This window comes from Pseudomonas fluorescens (genome assembly GCF_041354075.1).
Lineage (GTDB): Bacteria > Pseudomonadota > Gammaproteobacteria > Pseudomonadales > Pseudomonadaceae > Aquipseudomonas > Aquipseudomonas fluorescens_CE.
The window spans coordinates 136,713-155,431 of sequence record NZ_JARZGC010000003.1; the positions used below are offsets into that span (position 1 = coordinate 136,713).

Genomic DNA, 18,719 nt, shown 5'->3' on the forward strand with positions numbered 1-18,719 from the left:
TTTACCAGTTTTTCTCAAGCGGGTGAAGAAACAGATTGCGATTGCTCAGACCGTACTTTTTCAATATCGCAGAGACCTCCCCCGTGCCTCTCACTTCAGCCAACGCCTGGGTATACGCGGCGCGGAAAGTGCAATCATCCTTGCGCAAACCGTAGCGTGCGTAGCCATACCCGTACCTGGTGATCATTTCTTCAGGAACCGGAACGTCCTTGAGCTGCTTGATCGGCAGCGAGGGGTTGGATTTGAGCCAGTCAACGACGGTGACATCATCCTCCAGCACCGCATCCACGCGGCCGGTGGTCAGCGCACCGATTTCCTGCTCGGCGCCGGGGAACGCGATCGACTCGGCCCCGATCTTGCGCAGGTATTCGTCCGCCGCAGAGCCCACCACGGCGCCGACTTTCTTGCCTTTGAGGTCGGCGTAGGAACTGATCTGCAAATCGGAGTTTGCCGGCAGCACGATGATCGGGCCGTACCACCACGAGGGCCCGGTAAAGCTGATGGCTTTGATCCGGTCCGGGGTGACGTGGATGTTGGTGCCAATCACATCGATGCGCCTGGACATCAGGCCCGGGACAAGTTGGCCAACGGGCGTTACTTCGTATTTTATCGAGGTGATGCCCATCCATTTCAGTGCCGCTTCATTGATCTCGACATCAATGCCCTCGGCCTTGCCGGTGGAAGTGTTCAGGAAGGAGTGAGGCGGCGCGGACACGATGCCGATCGTGACGCCGTCCTTGATGTACTGGCTGAAGGAGTCGTCCCCGCATTTCTCGTAGCTTGGGGCAACCTCATAGGCCATGGCGGGCATGGCGAGGTTGGCGACGGCGGCAAAGCAAAATGCCGAGAGGATGCACTTGGAAGCTTTCATGACTAAATTCCCTACCGAACGTGATTAGTTGAAATTGTTGGAACCGTTGGGTGGCAGTTACAAAGTCGTTGCTGCGGTACTCACAGGGCTTGATAAAGGCGGCTCTGCAGTCCGCTCGAATCTTGCTGTTGCTTAAGCTACGCCCAGTGGCTCAGTCCGACCATGGCGTCAGCCTTTGGCGGGGCAGCTGCCAAGCGGGCGTGATTGGGCGCTCAAAGCTTGATACATGTCCTCCTGTACTCTTGTATACATTGGTAATCCAAAAAAATCACCACGACGGGTGATTTCGCTTTGGGCGCCTGGCTATTCGACGGTGAGGCACTCCTGAACATGCGGCAAGAGCGCTTCCTTGAATTTCACCGAGTCGTTGCTCTTGAGAATGCTCAGCAGCTTTTCGTGGTCTTCGTACACCTTGGTATTGGGAACCCTCAAACCGACTGCGATGAGGATCTTGCGCGACATCTTGTCCCAAATGTCCAATAGCGTCTTGTTGCCGCTGGCCAGATAGATGGCACGATGAAAATCCATGTCTGCCTGGGCTGCCAGGAATGCAGAGCCCTTGCGGATGGCGCCCTGCAAATTGAACAGGGCATCTTCGAAGGGTTCGAGCAAACGTGGGTCCTTGGCAATGGCCGCCATCGCCAATTCGACCGCATGGTTCTCCAGGACGACGCGCACCGAAAGCATCTGCTCCAGGGATTCACGATCCACGTCCACCAGGCACAATTCGCGGTTGGTCGTGACGACAATGCCCTGGCTTTCGAGGGTCTTGAGGGCTTCGCGCACCGGCACCCGACTGACACCAAAGGCTTCGGCCAGCTCTACCTCAATTAGCCGGGCACCCGGAGCCAGATCCCCATGAATCGCCGCGCTGACGATAGAGTCGGCGACCTGATCCCCCAGCGTGCGGGACCGCTCATTGGCTACGACCGGGAATTTGGAGAGTGCCATTTCCTGTTTACCTTTTGGCCCGATGGGCAGAGCATTGGTCTCAATGTATTTCAGTATACATATATACAGATCGACTTCAATACCGCTTGTCTTCTCTGCAATGGCGCCTTTGTGGAGGCGATGAGGTCGATGAAAAGCAGTCATGTCCCCGGATCTGTCGTGAGCAGGTCCGCTCCCGCAAATGGGCAGCGCGTGAATTCAGTGAGTGCATCCCTGCCCGCCTCCCGCTATTAATACCCATTTGCTCACGGAACCGAGACTGACATGAAATTCGACCTCGCCTACTGCCTCAGCCTCGACGACAAGTTGTCGATCTATGACGTGCGGGATCTGAATTTCGACGAGACGGTGGCGTTCGATTCCGCCAAGGAACACTTCCAGTGCCCCAACGACGCCTGTCGTTCGGCATTCGATGCGGCGAATGTGCTGACCACGTTCAATGCCAAGAACGTCAATTACGTGCGCACCCCGCACTTCAAGAACACGCCGGGCACGCGGCATGTGGCGGATTGTCCTTATGCCAGCCTCAAGGCGTCGGGGGTGGACGGTGCGGAAACGGATGACGGGCGTGAGGAGCATTTTCCGTCGGAGCTGTTGCTGACCCGGCGTCAGTATGTGCGCAGGCCGTCGAGCCCGGCGGGCGTGGCAACGGATGCCCAGGGTGCGCTGGTGCCCTCCCCCTCAGCTTCCCTTGCGCAGCCATCGGGCCGCGAGACGGCGCCGGACAAGACCAGTGTCTTTGCCCATCCGGTGGAGTGTTTCGTCTCGAACTTCGCCGACAAGGAGCTGCTCAAGCGCATGCCGTTGAAGGTGGGCGAGCACACCGCGCCGTACGCTTCGTTCTTCAAGAAGATCGAGTACCTGACGGACAACAAGGGGCTGATTTACTGGGGCCGGATCAAGCAGATCAAGGATTACACCCAGAGCTTTCGCATCGATTTCGAGCAGAAGGTGTGGTTCAAACAGGCGGACGAGGCGAAGAAGAAGCCGTATTCGGTGAACGTCTACCTCAGCAAAAAGTTGATCGAGGGTTACCGCAAGCGCAAAGCGTTTCTGCAAGAGATCAAGCATGCCATCGACAGCGAGGCCGAGTTGTATTGCTTCTTTTATGGCGTGACGCCGGCGTTGACCCAGGTGCCGAGCAAGAAAAACCCCGAGCAGACGTTCGGGGTGTTCAGCGCGAACATCGAGAACCTGGATCACTTCATTATCCGGGAGGCGCCGGGGCTGGAGGCGACATAGCAGCCTTCAGTTCAGGCCCATGCTGATCATGACCAGAACCAGCAACCCGACATACACCCGCGCATGGATCCGGTCCGGAATTCGACCAATCCAGCGTGTGGCCAATCGAATCCCCAGCATCGACCCCACGGTCAACACCGCAAACGCCAGCAGATCCACATACCCGATAAACCACGGCCCCAGATCATGCGCCCCGAATCCTGCCATCGACAGGTAGGTCAGCGTACCGGCCACCGCCACCGGCAGGCTCAGCGGGTTCGCCATCGAGGTCGCTTGATTCATGGTCAAGCCGCATCGACGCAATAACGGGACCGTCATGACGCTGCCCCCCACGCCAAGAAACGTAGCGATGACGCCGATTCCTACGCCACCGACAGATACTTCTGCTCGGCCCAATCGACGTGTGTTGCCGGTGCCAGACGGCGTGAGAAACCCGTGCCTGAACAGGCAATCCACAATGGTCAAGCCCAGGTAGGCGATGAAGGCGTACCGAATCACCTCACCGCTGACCCAGGTCGCCGCAACGGCCCCCAGTACGGCCCCCATCGCAATGAACCCGCCCAATGGCCACAGGTAATGGCGAACCAGATTGCCCGCGCGTCGATGCTTTCCGGTGGCGACCAGCGCATTGACGATCATCACGCAGGTCGAGGTGGCGACGGCGATGTGCATCGCCGATTGCCCCATCGGATCGTCGACCGCGTGATGGGCCATGAGCATGCGGTACAGCAAGGGCACCACGACGAAACCACCACCAAAGCCAAATAACACCGCAGTGACGCCAGTCATGCAGCCGAAGAGTGTCAGCAAGAGGTAGGACATCACGGGCTTCCATCGGATTGAGAGCGCTCGACGATAGAGTGAAGTGGCTTGGCCGGCCTCAGCAAATAAGCCAATAATGTTCGCGTTTACGCCAAACGTGGGAGCCGCCCGATGCGCAATGTTTCGATTGATGTGCTGGACGACACGCCCCGGCGGGTGGTCGCGATCGGTACGGATTACGCCTACGGCCAGGTGTTGCCACGTCATACACACCGCAGGGCGCAATTGTTGTACGGCGCCACCGGGGTGATGCAGGTGAGCACGCACGACGGCAATTGGGTGGTGCCGCCACAACGGGCCGTGTGGATACCACCGGGGATGGCACATGAGGTGTTGATGCTGGGGGTGAGCACGCGCAGTGTGTACATCGAGCCGGGGGTGGTGGACCTGGGCGGCCGTTGTCAGGTGATCAATGTCTCGCCGTTGATGCGGCACTTGTTGATGGAGGCCGCAGAGGTGGCGCCGGTGTACGACGAGACCGGCCGCGATGGGGCATTGATCGATCTGCTGCTGCACGAACTGGCGCGCAGTGCTCACCTGCCGTTGCACATTCCGTTGCCCGAGGAGCCGCGGCTGCTCGGGTTGTGCCAGCTGTTTCTGCAGCGGCCCGATGCTCATCAGTCGCCGCAGCAATGGGCGAGTCAAATGCACGTCAGTCTGCGCACGTTCAATCGCCTGTTTCGCCAGCAAACCGGCCTGAGCTTCAGCCAATGGCGACAGCGTGCCTGTGTAGTGCTGGCGCTTGCCCGACTGGCCGTGGGTGAGCCGGTGACGCGTATTGCGCTGGACTTCGGCTATGACAGCCCGGCGGCCTTCTCGACCATGTTCCGGCGTGTGCTGGGCCATGCACCGTACGTCTGGATGGCAGAGGCAAACTAGAAAAAACAAAAAATCAATTTGATCCGGGCCGAAAACAACTGTACAAAAACACAGTACATTTTGGATCAGCACTCTCGAGCCCGGAGCACACCATGGCCTCTTACGCGATGAAAATCACCCTGGAACGTATCGCCCTCTTCCAATTCACCCCCACCCATTGCGCCCAGGCCCGGGCGATGCTGGGTTGGAGTGTTGATGAGTTATCGCGGGAGACCGGGGTGGCAGTGGCCGAAATCGAACGGTTCGAGGCCCGGCGCGAGGTGGCGGACGCCGACCGGTTGGCGCTGGCCTATCGCTTTGAGTCCGAGGGGCTGATGTTCTTCCCGGGGTTTGCGCCGGGGCGGGTGATCGGTGGGAAAGGCGCAGTGGCAGAATCGCGAGGGCAGACGGATTTTGTGAATGGTTGAGTGAGATGAATTATTGGTTGGCTGGCGGCAAAAATTGGCGAAATCAACAAGGCTCGCCATCTGACCCAAGTTCAAGCATCCGAAATCCTCGGCCTGTCCCAACCCAAACTGTCTGAAATGCTACGCGGAAAGTTTCGCGGCATCAGCGAAGCCAAGATGATGGAATGCCTGTCGTTGCTGGGTCGGGACGTTCAAATCGTGGTCAAGTCGGCCCCCCGATCCAGAAAAGAGGGGCTGATTGAGGTGGTGTTCGCCTGACAGGTGCAGCCTGTAAAACACTGGTTATGGCTTGAACTCCGGCGCCCGCCGCGCATTGGAAACCTGTTCATAACCATACGCCAACGCCAGAAGCTGGGCCTCGCTCCAGCGCGGGCCGTAGAAGAAGATCGAGGTCGGGGCGCCCTCTTCATCGATGCCGGTGGGCACCATGACGCCGGGGTAACCGGCCAGGGGGGCGACGTTCATGGCGGGGGACGCGACGTCCGAGACGAGGGCATCGAGTTGATGCGTGACCAGCAAGCGATCGATGGCGGCGGCATTTTCACCTTGAATCATGCCCCAGAGGTGGTTGTAGGTCTGCTCGTCAAACACCACTTTGCTGGCGGCGATCAGGGTGGCTTGTCCAGGCCCTTCGGCGTTTGCGGCGTTGAACCGCAATAGATCGTTCAGGGTCTGGGCGGGAATGCCGGTTCGTGTGGCCAGGTAGCGAGGCAACTCACGTTGGATGCCCATCTGAAACGCCTCATCCAGCCGAGCCGATGACGGGTCCTTCAGGTCCACGGGAATCAAGGTCGCACCGGCGGCCTGGATGAGTTCCAGTGCCTGGGAAAACTGCGGGTCGAGCAACAGCGGCAGGCCGCTGCGATCAAACTTGGCGGGGTAGCCGATACGCTTGCCAACCAGGGTGTGGGGGCGCAGCAGTGCGGTGTAGTCCACGGCGTCCTGGCCATGGGGCTTTCTGACCGGGTCGGCGGGGTCACTGCCACGCATGGCGTTCAGGAGCAGGGCAGCCTCGCGAACGGTGCGGGCCATCGGACCAGGAGTGTCCAGTTTGTGAGTCACCGGGATGATGCCGCTGCGGCTTAACAGGCCTACGGTCGGCTTGATGCCGACCACGCCGTTGAGGGACGCCGGGCAGATGATCGAGCCGGCGGTTTCCGTTCCGACAGCCAGTGGGGCGAAGCCGGCGGCGGTGGCGGCGGCGGAACCGGAGCTGGAGCCGCACACGTCACCGCTCAACAGGTGAGGGTTTCTGGTTTGGCCACCGCGACCGCTCCAGCCACTGGGCAGGGCCGGATCGCGAAACGCCGCCCATTCACTGAGGTTGGTTTTGCCGAGAATGATCGCGCCCGCTTCCCTGAGGCGTTGCACGATAAACGCATCCTTGGCCGGCGGGTCACCCACCATGGCCAGTGAGCCCGCGCTGGTCTGCATCTGGTCGGAGGTGTCGATGTTGTCCTTGAGCAGTACCGGGATGCCATGCAACGGACCGCGCACGTAGCCCGATTTGCGTTCCCGGTCCAGGAACTCGGCGATGGCCAGCGCCTCGGGATTGAGCTCGATCACGGCATTGATCTTCGGCCCCTGTTTATCGAGGGCGGCGATCCTTCGCTGCAGGTAGAGCACGAACATTGCCGCACTCAGCTCGTTGCGTTCCATCCGCCGGGAGATTTCGTCGACGCTTAAATATTCCAGCCTTGATTCAACCGGGGGTGCGGGTGCGGGTGCGTGTGCATGAGCCGTGCTGGGGAGTGAAAAAAGAACCGTCATGACCAGACACATCAGCCGGCCGCTTTGCCTTACATCCATGAAAAAAAATCCTTTGTGATGACGGGAGGGAGAGGTCCCGTTGCATTCCCAGCCTACCGAGGCGTCCGGAAATGTCCGTCATCACTTACCGCCAGAGCTCGTATGAAAGTTCGCGCCTGTCGGTAGCCCTATCAACCAATGCTCTGCTGATACACCTGCTGCTCCACTTCATACCACCAGGCGTCGCCCCGATGTGGGTGCATCACGTTGAACGCTTGCCCCATCTGCGGCGTGGTGATCGACACATTGCGATCCCAGGCCAGGGCCAGGATCCGGTCGAACGGTTCGTACCAGGCGTGCATCGCCAGGTCGAAAGTGCCGTTGTGGATCGGCAACAGCCAGCGGCCTTTGAGGTCGATGTGGGCTTGCAGGGTTTGTTCGGGCTGCATGTGCACGTGCGGCCATTCGACGTTGTAGGCGCCGGTTTCCATCAGCGTCAGGTCGAACGGCCCGTAGTGTTGGCCGATGCGTTTGAAACCATCGAAGTAGCCGCTGTCGCCGCTGAAGAAAATCCGCGTATCACCGTCGATGATCACCCACGACGCCCACAGTGTGCTGTTGCTGTCGAACAGGCCGCGACCGGAGAAATGTTGCGAGGGGGTCGCCGCGAATCGGATGCCCGCCACTTCGGTGTCCTGCCACCAGTCCAGTTGACGCACTTTGCTGGCGTCGACGCCCCACTTGATCAGGGTGTCGCCCACGCCCAGCGGGGTGAGGAAGTAGTTGGTTTTGTCCGCCAGGTCCAGGACCGCCCGGTAGTCCAGGTGGTCGTAGTGGTCGTGGGACAGGATCACCGCTTCGATCGGCGGCAGTTCTTCCAGGCTGATCGGCGGCTGGTGAAAGCGCTTGGGACCGAGCCACTGCAACGGTGAGGCGCGTTCGGCGAACACCGGGTCGGTGATCCAGAATTTGTCCTGCAGTTTCAGCAATACGGTGGAGTGGCCGAGGCGATAGACGCTGTGATTGGGCGCGGCGATCAGCGCGTCATGGGTCAGGCGCTGCACCGGGACCGCAGCGGTCGGCCGGGTGTCGCGCGGTTTGTGGAAGATCATGTTCCACAGGATGCGCATCATCTTGCGAAAGCCTTCCCGTTGCACCGGCGCATGGTTGCGGAAAAGCCCATCGACCTGGCGAGACGCTTCAGGTGCATTAGCGGTAGTGGCATTGGCCATGAATGACTCCAGGGCATCGCACGCGGGCGATGTCTGCGATGAACGATAAATGGCCAAGGCACGCACGCATCAGCCGGAGACTCTAGTCTTGACTGAGCAGGATTAACGAAACATTACACTGCACAGTGTAGTTCTAAGGTTGCATCAAAATGCATCACAAGTAAACTACCCGGTGTAATTCATCACTTCTTCTGCCGAAGCAAACTTATGACAGCCCCACAGCGCCTGACCGACCGAAAACGCGATGCGATCATCCAGGCGGCGATCGCCGAATTCCGCGACAACGGTTTCGACATCACCAGCATGGACAAGATCGCCGCCACTGCCGACGTGTCCAAGCGCACGGTGTACAACCACTTCCCGAGCAAGGAAGCGTTGTTCGCCGAAATTCTCAACCAATTATGGGCGCGGGTGACCGCCGAACAGGAAGCGCCCTACCGCCCTGACCTGCCCCTGCGCGAGCAGATGCGCCGGCTGCTGATGGCGAAACTGCACATGCTCGGCGATGACAATTTTCTAGACCTGGCGAGCGTGGCCATCGCGGCGACCATTCATTCACCGGAACGGGCGCAGGACATGGTCGCCAGGATGGGCGAGCGCGAAGAAGGCCTGACTGTGTGGATTCGTACCGCCCAGGCCGACGGACGCCTGAAGCCGGTCGATCCGGAGTTCGCCGCGCAACAGGTCCAGGGCCTGCTCAAGTCCTTTGCGTTCTGGCCGCAGATTTCCATGGGCCAGCCCAGCCTTTCGCCCGAGCGGCAAACCGCTGTCGCGGAGTCGGCGCTGGACATGTTTCTGGCGTGCTATCAGCGCTGAAAATGTCCCTCACCGAACGGATCGAGCGCCTGATCCAGGAAATGCCCCAACACCGGGTGCGCAAAGACGCGCCCAGGTCCTGATCAACGAAGCGTGAGCTTGTCTGGCGGAACTTGCAGCAGGGCGACGGCACGCTGCTGCCAACGTCGTTTATAGCTCGGCGTCGAGGTCTCGTTGTTGCCGTCCAGCACGACCTGGATGACGCCCTTCTGGCAAATCGTGAACACCCGCTGAACGCCTACGGCCCGTCCCCCGTCCTCAATGATGACTTGCTCAAGCTCCGCCTGCGTATCGCTGCCCAGGAATTTGCCGCCACAGGTAAACGGCTGCGCCATTACTGGCCACGCCCCGGCGCAAAAAAACCATACCAAAAGCTGCCCTGTCGTTTTTTTCATGGTGATCCCTTTCCATCGTTTAAAGGTTCAGTGGAATGAATGGAGCCAAACTTAAGGTCCGTCCAGCGGGTTAACAATCGGAAAAGTCGACACTGGCCTTAGGCTAAAGCGTTCGGGTTTGAAGGGGGCTTCGGCAGGGGGAGTCGTCCTGTCAATGCACAAGGTGATCTCTCGGCTGCCATCGTCGGAACGCCGCCCGGAGCAGGCTCGCGCCACCAGGGATTGCAGCCCGCTCGAGATGAAACCGGCACACCTCAAGACAACTTCAGCGCCCGCCCCAGCTCATCAAACAACGTCACCACCGAACGCAACTCACGACAATCCGGACGCGTCAGCAACCAGAGGGCGGTGTCGCACCCCGGCAATGGTTCGCTGATGGCCTGCAGGCCATCGCCGCTCAGGAAATCCGGCAACACCGCCACGCCCAGGCCCGCGCGTACCAGTTCGGTGACCGACAGCATGCTGTTGCAGCGATACCCCGGCATCACGCCCGGCAAGGCTTGATGACGCCAGGCCACCGTCGGGTGATCGGGCAGGAAACCATCCGGCGCAATCCAGGTGAGTGCCTCCAGTTCTGCGGCATCGACCGATTGCAGGTAACCGGCGCTGGCGCAGACCCGATAGGAAACGTCAGCCAGCTGTCGGCCCACCAGATGTTCCGGTGGCGCGCAGGTCAGGCGCAGGGCGATGTCGGCATCGCGACGGGTGAGGTTGGCGAAGTCGTTGGAGGTGCTCAGTTCGAGGGTCAGCGCCGGATAGTCCGGCATGAAACGCGCCAGTGCCGGCAACAGCAAGCCCTGCAACACCGAGTCGGTGCAGGTCAGGCGCACCGTTCCGCTGATGACATCGCCGCCCTGCTCCACGCCGATACGCGCAGCTTCCAGTGCCTGTTCGGCCCGTTCCGCCTGCTCGGCCAGAGACTGCGCCAAGGTCGTCGGCAGGTAACCGGCGCGGCTTTTTTCGAACAGTTGCTGACCCAGCGCACCTTCCAGGCGACGCACGGCGCGAAACACCGTCGACACATCCACCTTCATCAGCTGCGAGGCCCGGGCCAGAGAGCCGCCGCGCACCAATGCAAGGATCAGGGCAAGGTCCGGGTAGTCCAGCCGATAGTGCGTGGCTGCATTGATCATTTGGGAAAATGCCCATATTGAGTGCGTGAACGCCAATCTATAGTGGACCTCGGGAATCAACAAGCGCAGAGGCTGCTCATGGAAAACCGCGTCATTCGCATCGCCCTGATCGGCGACTACGACCCTCAGGTCACCGCGCACCAGGCCATCCCTGTGGCTCTGGGCCTGGCCGCCGAACACAGCGGCCTGAACGTGCAAGGACAGTGGCTGGCCACCGAGTGCATTCACGTCGACACCCCACTCGAGGCCTACGACGGATTCTGGTGCGTGCCGGGCAGCCCCTATCGCAACCCGGAGGGCGCCTTGCGGGCGATCCGGTTTGCCCGCGAACGCCCACGACCTTTCCTTGGCACCTGCGGCGGTTTTCAGCACGCGGTGCTGGAGCACGCCCGCCATGTACTGGGTTGGTCGGACGCCGAGCACGGTGAACTATCGCCCGACGCTGTCAGGGCAGTGATCACGCCCCTGACCTGCTCGCTGGTGGAAGCCATCGACGACATTCAGTTGCGTGAAGGCTCATTGATCGCCCAGGCGTACGAAACATCGCAGATCCGTGAAGGCTATCGCTGCCGCTACGGGGTGAACCCGGCGTTCGAACAGGCGCTCCTCAAACATGACCTGCAGCCTGTCGGACACGATGCAGCGCAGGGGTTGCGGGCCATTGAACTCGAAGGTCATCCCTTCTTCGTCGCGACCCTGTTCCAGCCGGAGCGGGCGGCGCTGCAGGGCGTCCTGCCACCGTTGGTGCGAGCGCTGGTCGATGCCTGCGCGCAGGGGCAAGCATGATCGCCAGCACACCGCCCGCGCCCTATTACGCGGTGATCTTCACCTCGCTGCGTACGGACGGCGATCAGGGCTATGCCGAAGCCGCCGAACGGATGGTGCAATTGGCGCGCGAACAGCCGGGGTTTCTTGGGGTGGAGTCGGCCCGGGGCAACGACGGGGTGGGGATCACCGTGTCGTATTGGACCAGCGAGGCGGCGATCCTGGCGTGGAAGCATCATCCTGAGCACAGCGCGATCCGTGAGCGCGGGCGCTCGACCTGGTATGCGCGGTGTCAGACACGGGTGTGTCGGGTCGAGCGGGCGTATGAGTTCAGCCTGTAACCCGCGATGCGACCGGCACACTCACCGCAATGCCTCAGCCCTGCACCAAACGGCGCACCGCCGAAATCTCCGGCACCTGCTGGCGACTCATGTACACCCGCAACGGCTCGGTGATGTTGATCCGGTCATCGATGTGCTGGTCGAGCAACAACTGGATCAAATCGCGCTTGAGGGTCATGGCCTGTTCCGGGCCCGGTGCCCAGACGAACTCACTGGCCGGGATGATGCCGTCATCCGCCACGTCCATGCCGAAGGAGTCTTCGCTGAAGCGCACGATGTAGCGGCCGGTCTTGCGATTGAGGCCGACAAAGCCCTTGAGTTGATCGGCGGCCTGGCAGATGAGTTGGGAAGTGATGCGCATATAAACCTCACAAAAGATCGATGGTTTACACGCCTGGCAAGATGAACGGCGCTCCCTCTGCCGGGGAGACTGCCGTGGCCAAGAGTACTGCAAAGCACCGCACAGATGTGTTGAAAAAAACTGCTTTAAACACGTTTATGTCGGTCTCGCGATAGCGCGGTCGGCGCTCAGTTGTTAAAAGAGACGTCTTCGAAAACTCTCTGCGAAAGGATCTCGACCATGCCAGCCACTTTCACCAAGAGCGCCCTGTTGCTGAGCCTGATGCTCGGCCTCGGTCAGGCCCAGGCCGCTACCGAGCCAAGTCCCGCCACACTGGCGGCCCGTTCGGGCATCCCGCACCCGGCGGTGATTGCCCATCGTGGGGCCTCGTTCGATGCACCGGAATCCACCGCCGCCGCTTATAAAGTGGCGCGCGACCTGGGGGCCGATTACCTGGAACTGGACCTGCAACGCAGCAAGGACGGCGTGCTCTTTGCCCTGCACGACAACAACCTGCAACGCACCACCGACGTCGCCAGCAAATTTCCGGAACGCAAGGACAGCCCGGCCAACGCATTCACCATGGCGGAGCTGAAAACCCTGGACGCCGGCAGTTGGTTCAACACGGCTTACCCGGATCGTGCGCGCCCGTCCTTTGTCGGTCAGAAGATCCTGACCCTCGACGAGATCATCGATATCGCCCAGGAAAACCCGCTGCACAAACCCGGTCTGTACATCGAAACCAAGGAGCCGAAGCAGTTTCCCGGCATCGAACGCGACCTCAAGGACAAATTGCATGACCGTGGCTGGCTGATTCCGGCCGGCTCCAAAGGGACCAAGAGCGCCCTGGCGGTGGGTCAGGGCAGCGGCCGAGTGGTGCTGCAAACGTTCGAGAAGAGCAGCCTCGAGCTGCTGGAAAAGGAGATGCCGCAGGTGCCGAAAATCCTCCTGCTGTGGGTGGGCGAAGGCAACATCGAACCCAAGTCCACAGTGACGTTCGCCGCGTCGGGCGACAAGGACCACGCGACCTACTACGCCAGACAGGAACCGAAAAGCAAAGCCGAATTCCAGCAGTGGATCGACTATGCCAAGGCCCAGGGCGCAATCGGCACCGGGCCTTCCGCCGCATTGACCCACGGCGGCGACCAGAGCTATTCGGACCTGGTAAAACCGTGGATGAACCAGTACACCCACGATCAGGGTCTGCTGGTGCACGTCTATACCGTCGATGACGCGGTGGATTTCCAGAAGGTCATGGACGCCGGGGTCGATGGCATCTTCACCAACCGCGCCAGCGAGCTGTTGAAGTTCTACAAGCGCCCGGCGGCGGCGAGCGTAGACCAGGTGCTCAAGAACAACGGTTACTGAAACGGCAGGAGCGAGCTTGCTCGCGAAGATCGCCAACGATACCGCGCACAACCTGGTGCGCCGCGGTCTATCGGCATCCATCGCGAGCAGGCTCGCACAGGCAAAAATTTTGCGGGGCAGGGAATTTTAAGGGTGGATTAAGTTACGAACGTTAACCTGAACTCACTTAAACAGCACACCAAGGAAAGCACCCATGAAGACTTTGACTGCCCTGTTCACCGCCGCTGCACTGACCCTCACCGCTGGCCTGGCGCAAGCGTCCGATGTGCCTGTCGACCAGATCCCTCAGTTGGTCAAGGACGGCAAGATCAAGCCGCTGGAAGAGTTGAACCAGATCGTCTTGAAGCTGCACCCGGGCGCCACGATCACCGACAGCGACCTGGACCAGCACGCCAACCTCTACGAGTACGAAGTTGAGCTGCGCGACGCCAAAGGTGTTGAGTGGGACGTGGACGTGAACGCGGCCACCGGCGAAGTCCTGAAGAACAAGCAGGACAACTAAGCCCCGCCTGAATCGAAAACTGTGGGAGCGAGCCTGCTCGCGATGCGGTCTGACAGACACTTTCAAGGTGACTGACACTCCACTCGCGAGCAGGCTCGCTCCCACCTGATTTTCTGCACCCTCCGCCATCCAGCCGTTGTTCCGACCATCATTCGAGCAACACCTTAACGTCACAAAAACGTCATCCAGCCTTGCGAAGATTCGGCTCACGTGAACCTGTGAAACCCGCGACAGGCGCCTCCTTGCAGCGAGCCTTCATGAACCACAGCATCGACCAAAGCCATCGCGATCCGGACCTGTTCGGTCTGCTCTACGGCTTCAGTTTTCGTCCCGGCGAACGTGGCCGCGAGATCGATTCGGCGATGGCGCTACAGCGCCTGGAACAGCCCGAAGACAGCGACGAATTTCTCTGGCTGCACCTCAACCTTGCCCACGCGGCGTGCGAGCGCTGGATGAAAAATCATCTGGAGTTGCCCGACGAGTTTTTCGAAGCCTTGCACGAGGGTTCGCGTTCGACGCGCATCGAGCATGTCGACTCGGCGCTGCTGGCGGTGGTCAACGATGTCGTATTCAACCTCAGCAACATGGTTTCCTCGGATGTCTCGACGCTGTGGGTGTGCGTGCGCAGCCGGCTGATCATCAGCGCGCGCCTGCAACCGCTGCACTCGGTCGACAAGTTGCGTTCCTCGGTGAAGGCCGGCGAGTGCTTTCGCTCACCGCTGGAACTGCTGGTGCATCTGCTGCGCGACCAGGGCGAGGTGCTGACCCAGATCGTGCGCAAGACCAGCCAGAGCGTCGATCAGATCGAGGATGAATTGCTGTCCTCGCGCCTGTCGACCAACCGCGCGGAACTGGGCACCAACCGCCGGGTGCTGGTGCGCCTGCAACGGCTGCTCGCGCTCGAGCCGGGCTCGTTGCTGCGCCTGCTCAACCGCCCGCCGCAATGGTTGCAGAAAGAGGACGTGAAGGAGTTGCGCAAGTCCACCGAGGAGTTTGCGCTGATCATCAACGACCTCACGGCGCTGGGGGAGCGGATCAAGTTGTTGCAGGAAGAGATCGCCGCCAACCTCAACGAACAGAGCAACCGCACCCTGTTCACCCTGACGGTGGTGACGGTGCTGGCGCTGCCGATCAACATCATCGCCGGTTTCTTTGGCATGAACGTCGGCGGTGTACCGCTGGCCGGCGATCCGGAAGGATTCTGGATTCTGGTGGCGTTGGTGGTGACCTTCACCGTGATCGCCGGACGGTGGGCGTTTCGCAAGCGGCAGGATTATTGACCCTGGGGCGGACCGCCCCCCCTGTAGGAGCGAGCATGCTCGCGATGGACTCCCAGGCACCGCTGGGTGTCAGGTATCCAGCGTATACGTTGACGACCATCGCGAGCATGCTCGCTCCTACAGGGGCCGGGGCAATCAGGCATTGACCATCCGCGCCCGCATCACGTCGTAACCCCAGTGGTAAACATAGGTGTACGGAAGGAAGAACAGCAGCACGCCGATGTCCATCACGAACGCCTGCCACAGGCTGACGTTCAGCCACCAGGCAATCAGCGGCACCCCGGCCGCCACCAGCCCACCTTCGAACAGCAGCGCGTGCACCACCCGCGTCCAGGCGTTGTGCGCGATTGCATAACGGCGCAGCACGCGGTCGAACATCCCGTTGAACAGCACGTTCCAGGCCAGTGCCAACGCGGCGAGCGCCATGGTGACGGCGCCCATGTCGAGCAAGGGTTTGTCCATGATCCACGCCAGCAGCGGCGTACAGATCAGAATCGCCAACAGCTCGAAGCCGATGGCCTGGCCGATGCGTTCAAAAAGGGATTTGCGGGCATTCATGACCTGCGCTCCTGAGTGAATGTGGTTGTCATCATCCAGCCCCGCACCGATACTTCCTAACCAATAACCATCGACCAAGGCGATAGTTCATGGCCTCTCCGGAAGTGTTGCAGGCGTTCGTGCAGGCGGCGACTCAAGGCTCGTTTTCCGCCGCGGCGCGCAAGCTCGGGCGCAGTCAGTCGACCGTGAGCGCGGCGGTGGCGAGCCTGGAGATCGACCTGGATCTGGTCCTGTTCGACCGCAGCAGCCGCAAGCCGACACTCACCCCGGCCGGTCATGTGATGCTGCAGCGGGCCGAGGAGATCCTCGCGGCCACCAGCCGCCTGGAAATGGCCGCCAGCCAACTGGCCCAAGGCGTCGAGCCGAAGCTGACGGTGGCGCTGTCCGACACCTACCAGTCCGACCGTTTCGAAGCGGCGCTCAGCGCGTTCGAGCAGCGTTACCCGGACCTCGAGTTCGAATGCCTGATCGCCGAATGCGACGACCTGATCGCATTGGTGCAAAGCGGTCGCGCGCAATTGGCCTTCGCCGAGCAGCAGCAGAATTACCCACCGGACCTGGCCAGCGCAACGGTGCAGGAGCGGACGGAAATTGCGCTGTTCGTGTCGCCCAAACATCCATTGGCGGCGCTGCCAGAGGTCGATCAGGCCGTGTTGCAACAGCACCGGGAGTTGCGCCTGGCGACCATCGTCAACCCTTACGAGACCCGTGCGAAGGGCCGCGTCTGGTCGGCGCCGAGTTACCTGATGCTGCTGGAAATGGCCGAAGGCGGGTTTGGCTGGGCACCGCTGCCGCGCTGGCTGGTGGCCCGATTTGGTGCAGGAACCTTACAGGAACTGCCGGTGCGCGGCTGGCCCAAGCCGCTGTTCGTCGATGCGTTGTGGTCTCGTCTGCATCCACCGGGGCCGGCGGGGAGCTGGTTGCTGCGCAGGATGCTGGAATAGCGGTGGGGCCATCGTCGGTGAGCCCCTCACAACGCCTTGATCCGCGCCTCGATGAACCGGCGCTCCGGCGCCTGTTGCGTCAGGGCCAGCGCCCGCTCGTACGCCGCTCGCGCTTCCTCCACCCTACCCAGTTGCCGGCAGAATTCGGCCCGCGCCGAATGCGCCAGGTGGTAATCCTGCAAATCGCCGCGGGCCAGGATGTCCTCGATCAAGGTCAACCCCGCCAGCGGCCCATCTCGCCGGGAGATCGCCGCTGCGCGGTTCAACTCGATCACCGGCGAAGGCACGGCGGCCAAGAGCACGTCATACAGTCCCACGATCTGCTCCCAGTCCGTCTGCGCCGCCGTCGTCGCTTCGGCGTGCACCGCCGCGATGGCCGCCTGCAGGCAATAAGGCCCGAAACGCCCCTGGCCCAGGGCTTGCTCGGTCAAGGCGCAACCTTCGGCGATCAACCCGGCATCCCACAGCGAACGATCCTGCTCATCCAGCAGGATCAGCTCACCGGCGGGCGAGGTGCGCGCTGTGCGTCGCGACTCGTGAAGCAGCATCAATGCCAGCAGGCCCATCACCTCGGGCTCGGGCAGCAATTGCATCAGCAGGCGCCCGAGTCGGATCGCCTCGCGGGTCAGGTCTTCGCGAGTCAGTTCGTTGCCGATGGAGGCGGAGTAGCCTTCGTTGAACACCAGATAAATCACCCGCAGCACGCTGTCGAGTCGCTCGGGCAGTTCCGCCAGGGTCGGCACCTGATAGGGGATTTTCGCGTCGCGGATCTTCGCCTTGGCGCGCACGATACGCTGGGCGATGGTGGCCGGCGCGCACAGGAAGGCCCTGGCAATTTCCTCGGTGGTCAGGTCGCAGACTTCACGTAAGGTCAGCGGCACCTGGGCGTCCGCCGCCAGCGCCGGGTGGCAGCAGGTGAAGATCAGGCGCAGACGGTCGTCTTCCACATCGTCATCACTCCAGTCGGCCTGCTCCAGGGCCTCCGCCTGCGCTATCAGCAACGGTCGGGACGCGGCGAACCGGGCACGTCGACGCAGGACATCGATGGCCTTGAAACGCCCGGTGGACACCAGCCAGGCCCGTGGGTTGTCCGGTACGCCGTCACGCTGCCAACGCTCCACGGCAATGAAAAAAGCTTCGTGCAGCGCCTCTTCGGCGAGGTCGAAATCACCCAGCAGGCGAATCAGGGTCGCCAGGATTCGCCGCGATTCTTCGCGATAAACCTGTTCGACCCGCGCCTGGACGGATACGGCCGTCATCGGTGCTGCAGGCCTTCGCGCTGCGGGTTCAGTTGCCGAATCGGCCGCACCTCGACAGAGCCCACCCGGGCTGCCGGAATATGGCCGGCGACCTGCAGCGCCTCATTGAGGTCCTTGGCATCGATCAGGTAGAAACCGGCCAACTGCTCCTTGGTTTCGGCAAACGGGCCATCGGTGATCGACAGCTTGCCGTTGCGCATGCGCACCGTGGTGGCCGTCTGCACCGACTCCAGCGCTTCGGCCGCGAGCATCCGTCCGCTGCCCTGGATCGACTCGGCGTAGGCCATGCACTCAGCGTCTTCCGGGCTGTCGGGCAGCGAATGCAGCAGGCGCTCATCGCTGTAGACCAGGCATAGATACTTCATGGTGTTCTCCGGGGTTGCACGGATCAACTATGGCCGCAGATCGCGGATTTGGCGACTAAGGCTGCACATCGAACAGGGTGGCACCGCTCATCGGGTCGAACGGTGCCGACCAGTGCTCGTGGACAATCTTCCACGTCCCGCCAACCTGCCGGTAACACGCGGTGGCGCGCATCCAGCAACTCTGGGTTTCGCCCTTCTCGTTGGTACCGCCGCAGTTGGCCACCCAATGGGCGAAGGCGATGTTTGGCGCCACTTCGATGGCAATTTCGTGGAACTCGAAGACGTGCGGGCCCGGGCACATTTCCATGCACGCCAGCCAATGCTCGCGGTAGGCGGGTTTGCCCTTGAATTGCAGGGCCTTGATCGCATCGAACGAAAGGATGTCATCGGCGTACAGGGCCATGACCTTTTCCACATCCTTGGTCATGACGGCCTGGCGATAAGTGTCGATCAGGGTTTGAATTTCAGTCTGTGCGCTCATGGTGTTCTCCGTGTTTTTT

General features: G+C 61.3%; 22 protein-coding genes and 1 pseudogene. 11 read left to right on the forward strand and 12 right to left on the reverse strand.

The annotated features are described in order from the left end of the window. Position 1 precedes the first annotated feature (1 nt). Both QIW53_RS04820 and QIW53_RS04825 read right to left on the reverse strand, forming a co-directional pair. Positions 2-871 (reverse strand): transporter substrate-binding domain-containing protein, encoded by an 870-nt coding sequence (locus QIW53_RS04820; RefSeq protein ID WP_371048528.1) that lies wholly within the window; start codon positions 869-871, stop codon positions 2-4. A 303-nt stretch (positions 872-1,174) separates the two neighbouring features. Next, the gene (locus QIW53_RS04825; RefSeq protein ID WP_371048529.1) at positions 1,175-1,966 is read right to left on the reverse strand and encodes a GntR family transcriptional regulator; all 792 of its coding nucleotides are present in this window, start codon (positions 1,964-1,966) and stop codon (positions 1,175-1,177) included. Between the two features lie 120 nt (positions 1,967-2,086). Here QIW53_RS04825 and QIW53_RS04830 point away from each other — a divergent pair, with 120 nt between their 5' ends. Then, positions 2,087-3,064 (forward strand): hypothetical protein, encoded by a 978-nt coding sequence (locus QIW53_RS04830; RefSeq protein WP_371048530.1) that lies wholly within the window; start codon positions 2,087-2,089, stop codon positions 3,062-3,064. Between the two features lie 6 nt (positions 3,065-3,070). On the opposite strand, the gene QIW53_RS04835 is transcribed toward QIW53_RS04830, so the two are convergent. Further along, positions 3,071-3,886: a sulfite exporter TauE/SafE family protein gene (locus QIW53_RS04835; protein WP_371048531.1), complete on the reverse strand. Its 816-nt coding sequence runs from the start codon at positions 3,884-3,886 to the stop codon at positions 3,071-3,073. A 111-nt stretch (positions 3,887-3,997) separates the two neighbouring features. On the opposite strand from QIW53_RS04835, the gene QIW53_RS04840 reads away from it, so the two are divergent. The 3 genes and pseudogenes from QIW53_RS04840 to QIW53_RS04850 form a co-directional block, all read left to right on the forward strand. Beyond that, positions 3,998-4,765, forward strand: coding sequence for an AraC family transcriptional regulator (locus QIW53_RS04840; RefSeq protein ID WP_371048532.1), 768 nt, complete (start codon positions 3,998-4,000; stop codon positions 4,763-4,765). A gap of 92 nt (positions 4,766-4,857) precedes the next feature. After that, a complete protein-coding gene (locus QIW53_RS04845; RefSeq protein WP_371048533.1) occupies positions 4,858-5,172 on the forward strand; it encodes an XRE family transcriptional regulator in 315 nt (104 codons plus the stop codon). 21 nt (positions 5,173-5,193) lie between these two features. Next, positions 5,194-5,430 (forward strand): annotated as a pseudogene (locus QIW53_RS04850) (helix-turn-helix domain-containing protein); the annotation flags it as partial. Between the two features lie 24 nt (positions 5,431-5,454). Here QIW53_RS04850 and QIW53_RS04855 read toward each other — a convergent pair. Then, positions 5,455-6,831, reverse strand: a complete 1,377-nt coding sequence (locus QIW53_RS04855) for an amidase family protein (protein ID WP_371048534.1) — start codon at positions 6,829-6,831, stop codon at positions 5,455-5,457. Positions 6,832-7,112: 281 nt separating this feature from the next. Next, positions 7,113-8,153 carry an MBL fold metallo-hydrolase gene (locus tag QIW53_RS04860; protein ID WP_371048535.1) on the reverse strand — a complete coding sequence of 347 codons (1,041 nt, stop codon included), beginning with the start codon at positions 8,151-8,153 and terminating at the stop codon, positions 7,113-7,115. A 207-nt stretch (positions 8,154-8,360) separates the two neighbouring features. Between QIW53_RS04860 and QIW53_RS04865 the strand changes: the two genes are divergently transcribed. Continuing rightward, the gene (locus QIW53_RS04865; protein WP_371048536.1) at positions 8,361-8,969 is read left to right on the forward strand and encodes a TetR/AcrR family transcriptional regulator; all 609 of its coding nucleotides are present in this window, start codon (positions 8,361-8,363) and stop codon (positions 8,967-8,969) included. Between the two features lie 83 nt (positions 8,970-9,052). Here the strand turns inward: QIW53_RS04865 and QIW53_RS04870 are convergent, their stop codons facing one another. Together QIW53_RS04870 and QIW53_RS04875 are read right to left on the reverse strand one after the other, a co-directional pair. Next, positions 9,053-9,364 carry a hypothetical protein gene (locus QIW53_RS04870; protein WP_371048537.1) on the reverse strand — a complete coding sequence of 104 codons (312 nt, stop codon included), beginning with the start codon at positions 9,362-9,364 and terminating at the stop codon, positions 9,053-9,055. Between the two features lie 254 nt (positions 9,365-9,618). Then, positions 9,619-10,560, reverse strand: coding sequence for a LysR family transcriptional regulator (locus QIW53_RS04875; protein ID WP_371048538.1), 942 nt, complete (start codon positions 10,558-10,560; stop codon positions 9,619-9,621). 15 nt (positions 10,561-10,575) lie between these two features. Between QIW53_RS04875 and QIW53_RS04880 the strand changes: the two genes are divergently transcribed. Then, positions 10,576-11,283, forward strand: coding sequence for a CTP synthase C-terminal region-related (seleno)protein (locus QIW53_RS04880; protein WP_371048539.1), 708 nt, complete (start codon positions 10,576-10,578; stop codon positions 11,281-11,283). Then, positions 11,280-11,603, forward strand: coding sequence for an antibiotic biosynthesis monooxygenase family protein (locus QIW53_RS04885; RefSeq protein WP_192305716.1), 324 nt, complete (start codon positions 11,280-11,282; stop codon positions 11,601-11,603). Before QIW53_RS04880 ends, QIW53_RS04885 begins: the two co-directional genes overlap by 4 nt. A gap of 34 nt (positions 11,604-11,637) precedes the next feature. Here QIW53_RS04885 and QIW53_RS04890 read toward each other — a convergent pair whose 3' ends face one another. After that, on the reverse strand, positions 11,638-11,964 hold the full coding sequence (locus QIW53_RS04890) for a DUF2025 family protein (protein ID WP_192305714.1): 327 nt from the start codon (positions 11,962-11,964) through the stop codon (positions 11,638-11,640). Positions 11,965-12,183: 219 nt separating this feature from the next. Between QIW53_RS04890 and QIW53_RS04895 the strand changes: the two genes are divergently transcribed. The 3 genes from QIW53_RS04895 to QIW53_RS04905 all read left to right on the forward strand — a co-directional run bounded on the left by QIW53_RS04895 (position 12,184) and on the right by QIW53_RS04905 (position 15,093). After that, positions 12,184-13,311 carry a glycerophosphodiester phosphodiesterase gene (locus tag QIW53_RS04895; RefSeq protein WP_371048540.1) on the forward strand — a complete coding sequence of 376 codons (1,128 nt, stop codon included), beginning with the start codon at positions 12,184-12,186 and terminating at the stop codon, positions 13,309-13,311. A 193-nt stretch (positions 13,312-13,504) separates the two neighbouring features. Then, complete coding sequence (locus QIW53_RS04900; protein ID WP_201193365.1) at positions 13,505-13,813, forward strand: PepSY domain-containing protein; 309 nt, start codon at positions 13,505-13,507, stop codon at positions 13,811-13,813. A gap of 257 nt (positions 13,814-14,070) precedes the next feature. Then, entirely contained in the window at positions 14,071-15,093 is a 1,023-nt protein-coding gene (locus tag QIW53_RS04905; RefSeq protein WP_371048541.1) for a transporter, read from the forward strand. A 135-nt stretch (positions 15,094-15,228) separates the two neighbouring features. On the opposite strand, the gene QIW53_RS04910 is transcribed toward QIW53_RS04905, so the two are convergent. Further along, entirely contained in the window at positions 15,229-15,651 is a 423-nt protein-coding gene (locus QIW53_RS04910) for a multidrug/biocide efflux PACE transporter (RefSeq protein WP_371048542.1), read from the reverse strand. 89 nt (positions 15,652-15,740) lie between these two features. On the opposite strand from QIW53_RS04910, the gene QIW53_RS04915 reads away from it, so the two are divergent. Then, positions 15,741-16,595 carry a LysR family transcriptional regulator gene (locus tag QIW53_RS04915; RefSeq protein ID WP_371048543.1) on the forward strand — a complete coding sequence of 285 codons (855 nt, stop codon included), beginning with the start codon at positions 15,741-15,743 and terminating at the stop codon, positions 16,593-16,595. 26 nt (positions 16,596-16,621) lie between these two features. Here QIW53_RS04915 and QIW53_RS04920 read toward each other — a convergent pair whose 3' ends face one another. The 3 genes from QIW53_RS04920 to QIW53_RS04930 are packed head-to-tail and all read right to left on the reverse strand — an operon-like array spanning position 16,622 to position 18,700. Next, positions 16,622-17,854, reverse strand: coding sequence for an RNA polymerase sigma factor (locus tag QIW53_RS04920; protein ID WP_371048544.1), 1,233 nt, complete (start codon positions 17,852-17,854; stop codon positions 16,622-16,624). Further along, positions 17,851-18,219, reverse strand: coding sequence for a YciI family protein (locus QIW53_RS04925; RefSeq protein ID WP_201193377.1), 369 nt, complete (start codon positions 18,217-18,219; stop codon positions 17,851-17,853). Before QIW53_RS04925 ends, QIW53_RS04920 begins: the two co-directional genes overlap by 4 nt. Before the next feature lie 55 nt (positions 18,220-18,274). Continuing rightward, a complete protein-coding gene (locus tag QIW53_RS04930) occupies positions 18,275-18,700 on the reverse strand; it encodes a YybH family protein (protein WP_192305694.1) in 426 nt (141 codons plus the stop codon). Positions 18,701-18,719: the final 19 nt, after the last annotated feature.

Bases quoted from the DNA above. Each gene is read 5' to 3' on its own strand.
- QIW53_RS04820 (WP_371048528.1), bottom strand. From the start codon at position 871: ATGAAAGCTTCCAAGTGCATCCTCTCGGCATTTTGCTTTGCCGCCGTC.
- QIW53_RS04825 (WP_371048529.1), bottom strand. From the start codon at position 1,966: ATGACTGCTTTTCATCGACCTCATCGCCTCCACAAAGGCGCCATTGCA.
- QIW53_RS04830 (WP_371048530.1), top strand. From the start codon at position 2,087: ATGAAATTCGACCTCGCCTACTGCCTCAGCCTCGACGACAAGTTGTCG.
- QIW53_RS04835 (WP_371048531.1), bottom strand. From the start codon at position 3,886: ATGTCCTACCTCTTGCTGACACTCTTCGGCTGCATGACTGGCGTCACT.
- QIW53_RS04840 (WP_371048532.1), top strand. From the start codon at position 3,998: ATGCGCAATGTTTCGATTGATGTGCTGGACGACACGCCCCGGCGGGTG.
- QIW53_RS04845 (WP_371048533.1), top strand. From the start codon at position 4,858: ATGGCCTCTTACGCGATGAAAATCACCCTGGAACGTATCGCCCTCTTC.
- QIW53_RS04855 (WP_371048534.1), bottom strand. From the start codon at position 6,831: ATGGAACGCAACGAGCTGAGTGCGGCAATGTTCGTGCTCTACCTGCAG.
- QIW53_RS04860 (WP_371048535.1), bottom strand. From the start codon at position 8,153: ATGGCCAATGCCACTACCGCTAATGCACCTGAAGCGTCTCGCCAGGTC.
- QIW53_RS04865 (WP_371048536.1), top strand. From the start codon at position 8,361: ATGACAGCCCCACAGCGCCTGACCGACCGAAAACGCGATGCGATCATC.
- QIW53_RS04870 (WP_371048537.1), bottom strand. From the start codon at position 9,364: ATGAAAAAAACGACAGGGCAGCTTTTGGTATGGTTTTTTTGCGCCGGG.
- QIW53_RS04880 (WP_371048539.1), top strand. From the start codon at position 10,576: ATGGAAAACCGCGTCATTCGCATCGCCCTGATCGGCGACTACGACCCT.
- QIW53_RS04885 (WP_192305716.1), top strand. From the start codon at position 11,280: ATGATCGCCAGCACACCGCCCGCGCCCTATTACGCGGTGATCTTCACC.
- QIW53_RS04890 (WP_192305714.1), bottom strand. From the start codon at position 11,964: ATGCGCATCACTTCCCAACTCATCTGCCAGGCCGCCGATCAACTCAAG.
- QIW53_RS04895 (WP_371048540.1), top strand. From the start codon at position 12,184: ATGCCAGCCACTTTCACCAAGAGCGCCCTGTTGCTGAGCCTGATGCTC.
- QIW53_RS04900 (WP_201193365.1), top strand. From the start codon at position 13,505: ATGAAGACTTTGACTGCCCTGTTCACCGCCGCTGCACTGACCCTCACC.
- QIW53_RS04905 (WP_371048541.1), top strand. From the start codon at position 14,071: ATGAACCACAGCATCGACCAAAGCCATCGCGATCCGGACCTGTTCGGT.
- QIW53_RS04910 (WP_371048542.1), bottom strand. From the start codon at position 15,651: ATGAATGCCCGCAAATCCCTTTTTGAACGCATCGGCCAGGCCATCGGC.
- QIW53_RS04915 (WP_371048543.1), top strand. From the start codon at position 15,741: ATGGCCTCTCCGGAAGTGTTGCAGGCGTTCGTGCAGGCGGCGACTCAA.
- QIW53_RS04920 (WP_371048544.1), bottom strand. From the start codon at position 17,854: ATGACGGCCGTATCCGTCCAGGCGCGGGTCGAACAGGTTTATCGCGAA.
- QIW53_RS04925 (WP_201193377.1), bottom strand. From the start codon at position 18,219: ATGAAGTATCTATGCCTGGTCTACAGCGATGAGCGCCTGCTGCATTCG.
- QIW53_RS04930 (WP_192305694.1), bottom strand. From the start codon at position 18,700: ATGAGCGCACAGACTGAAATTCAAACCCTGATCGACACTTATCGCCAG.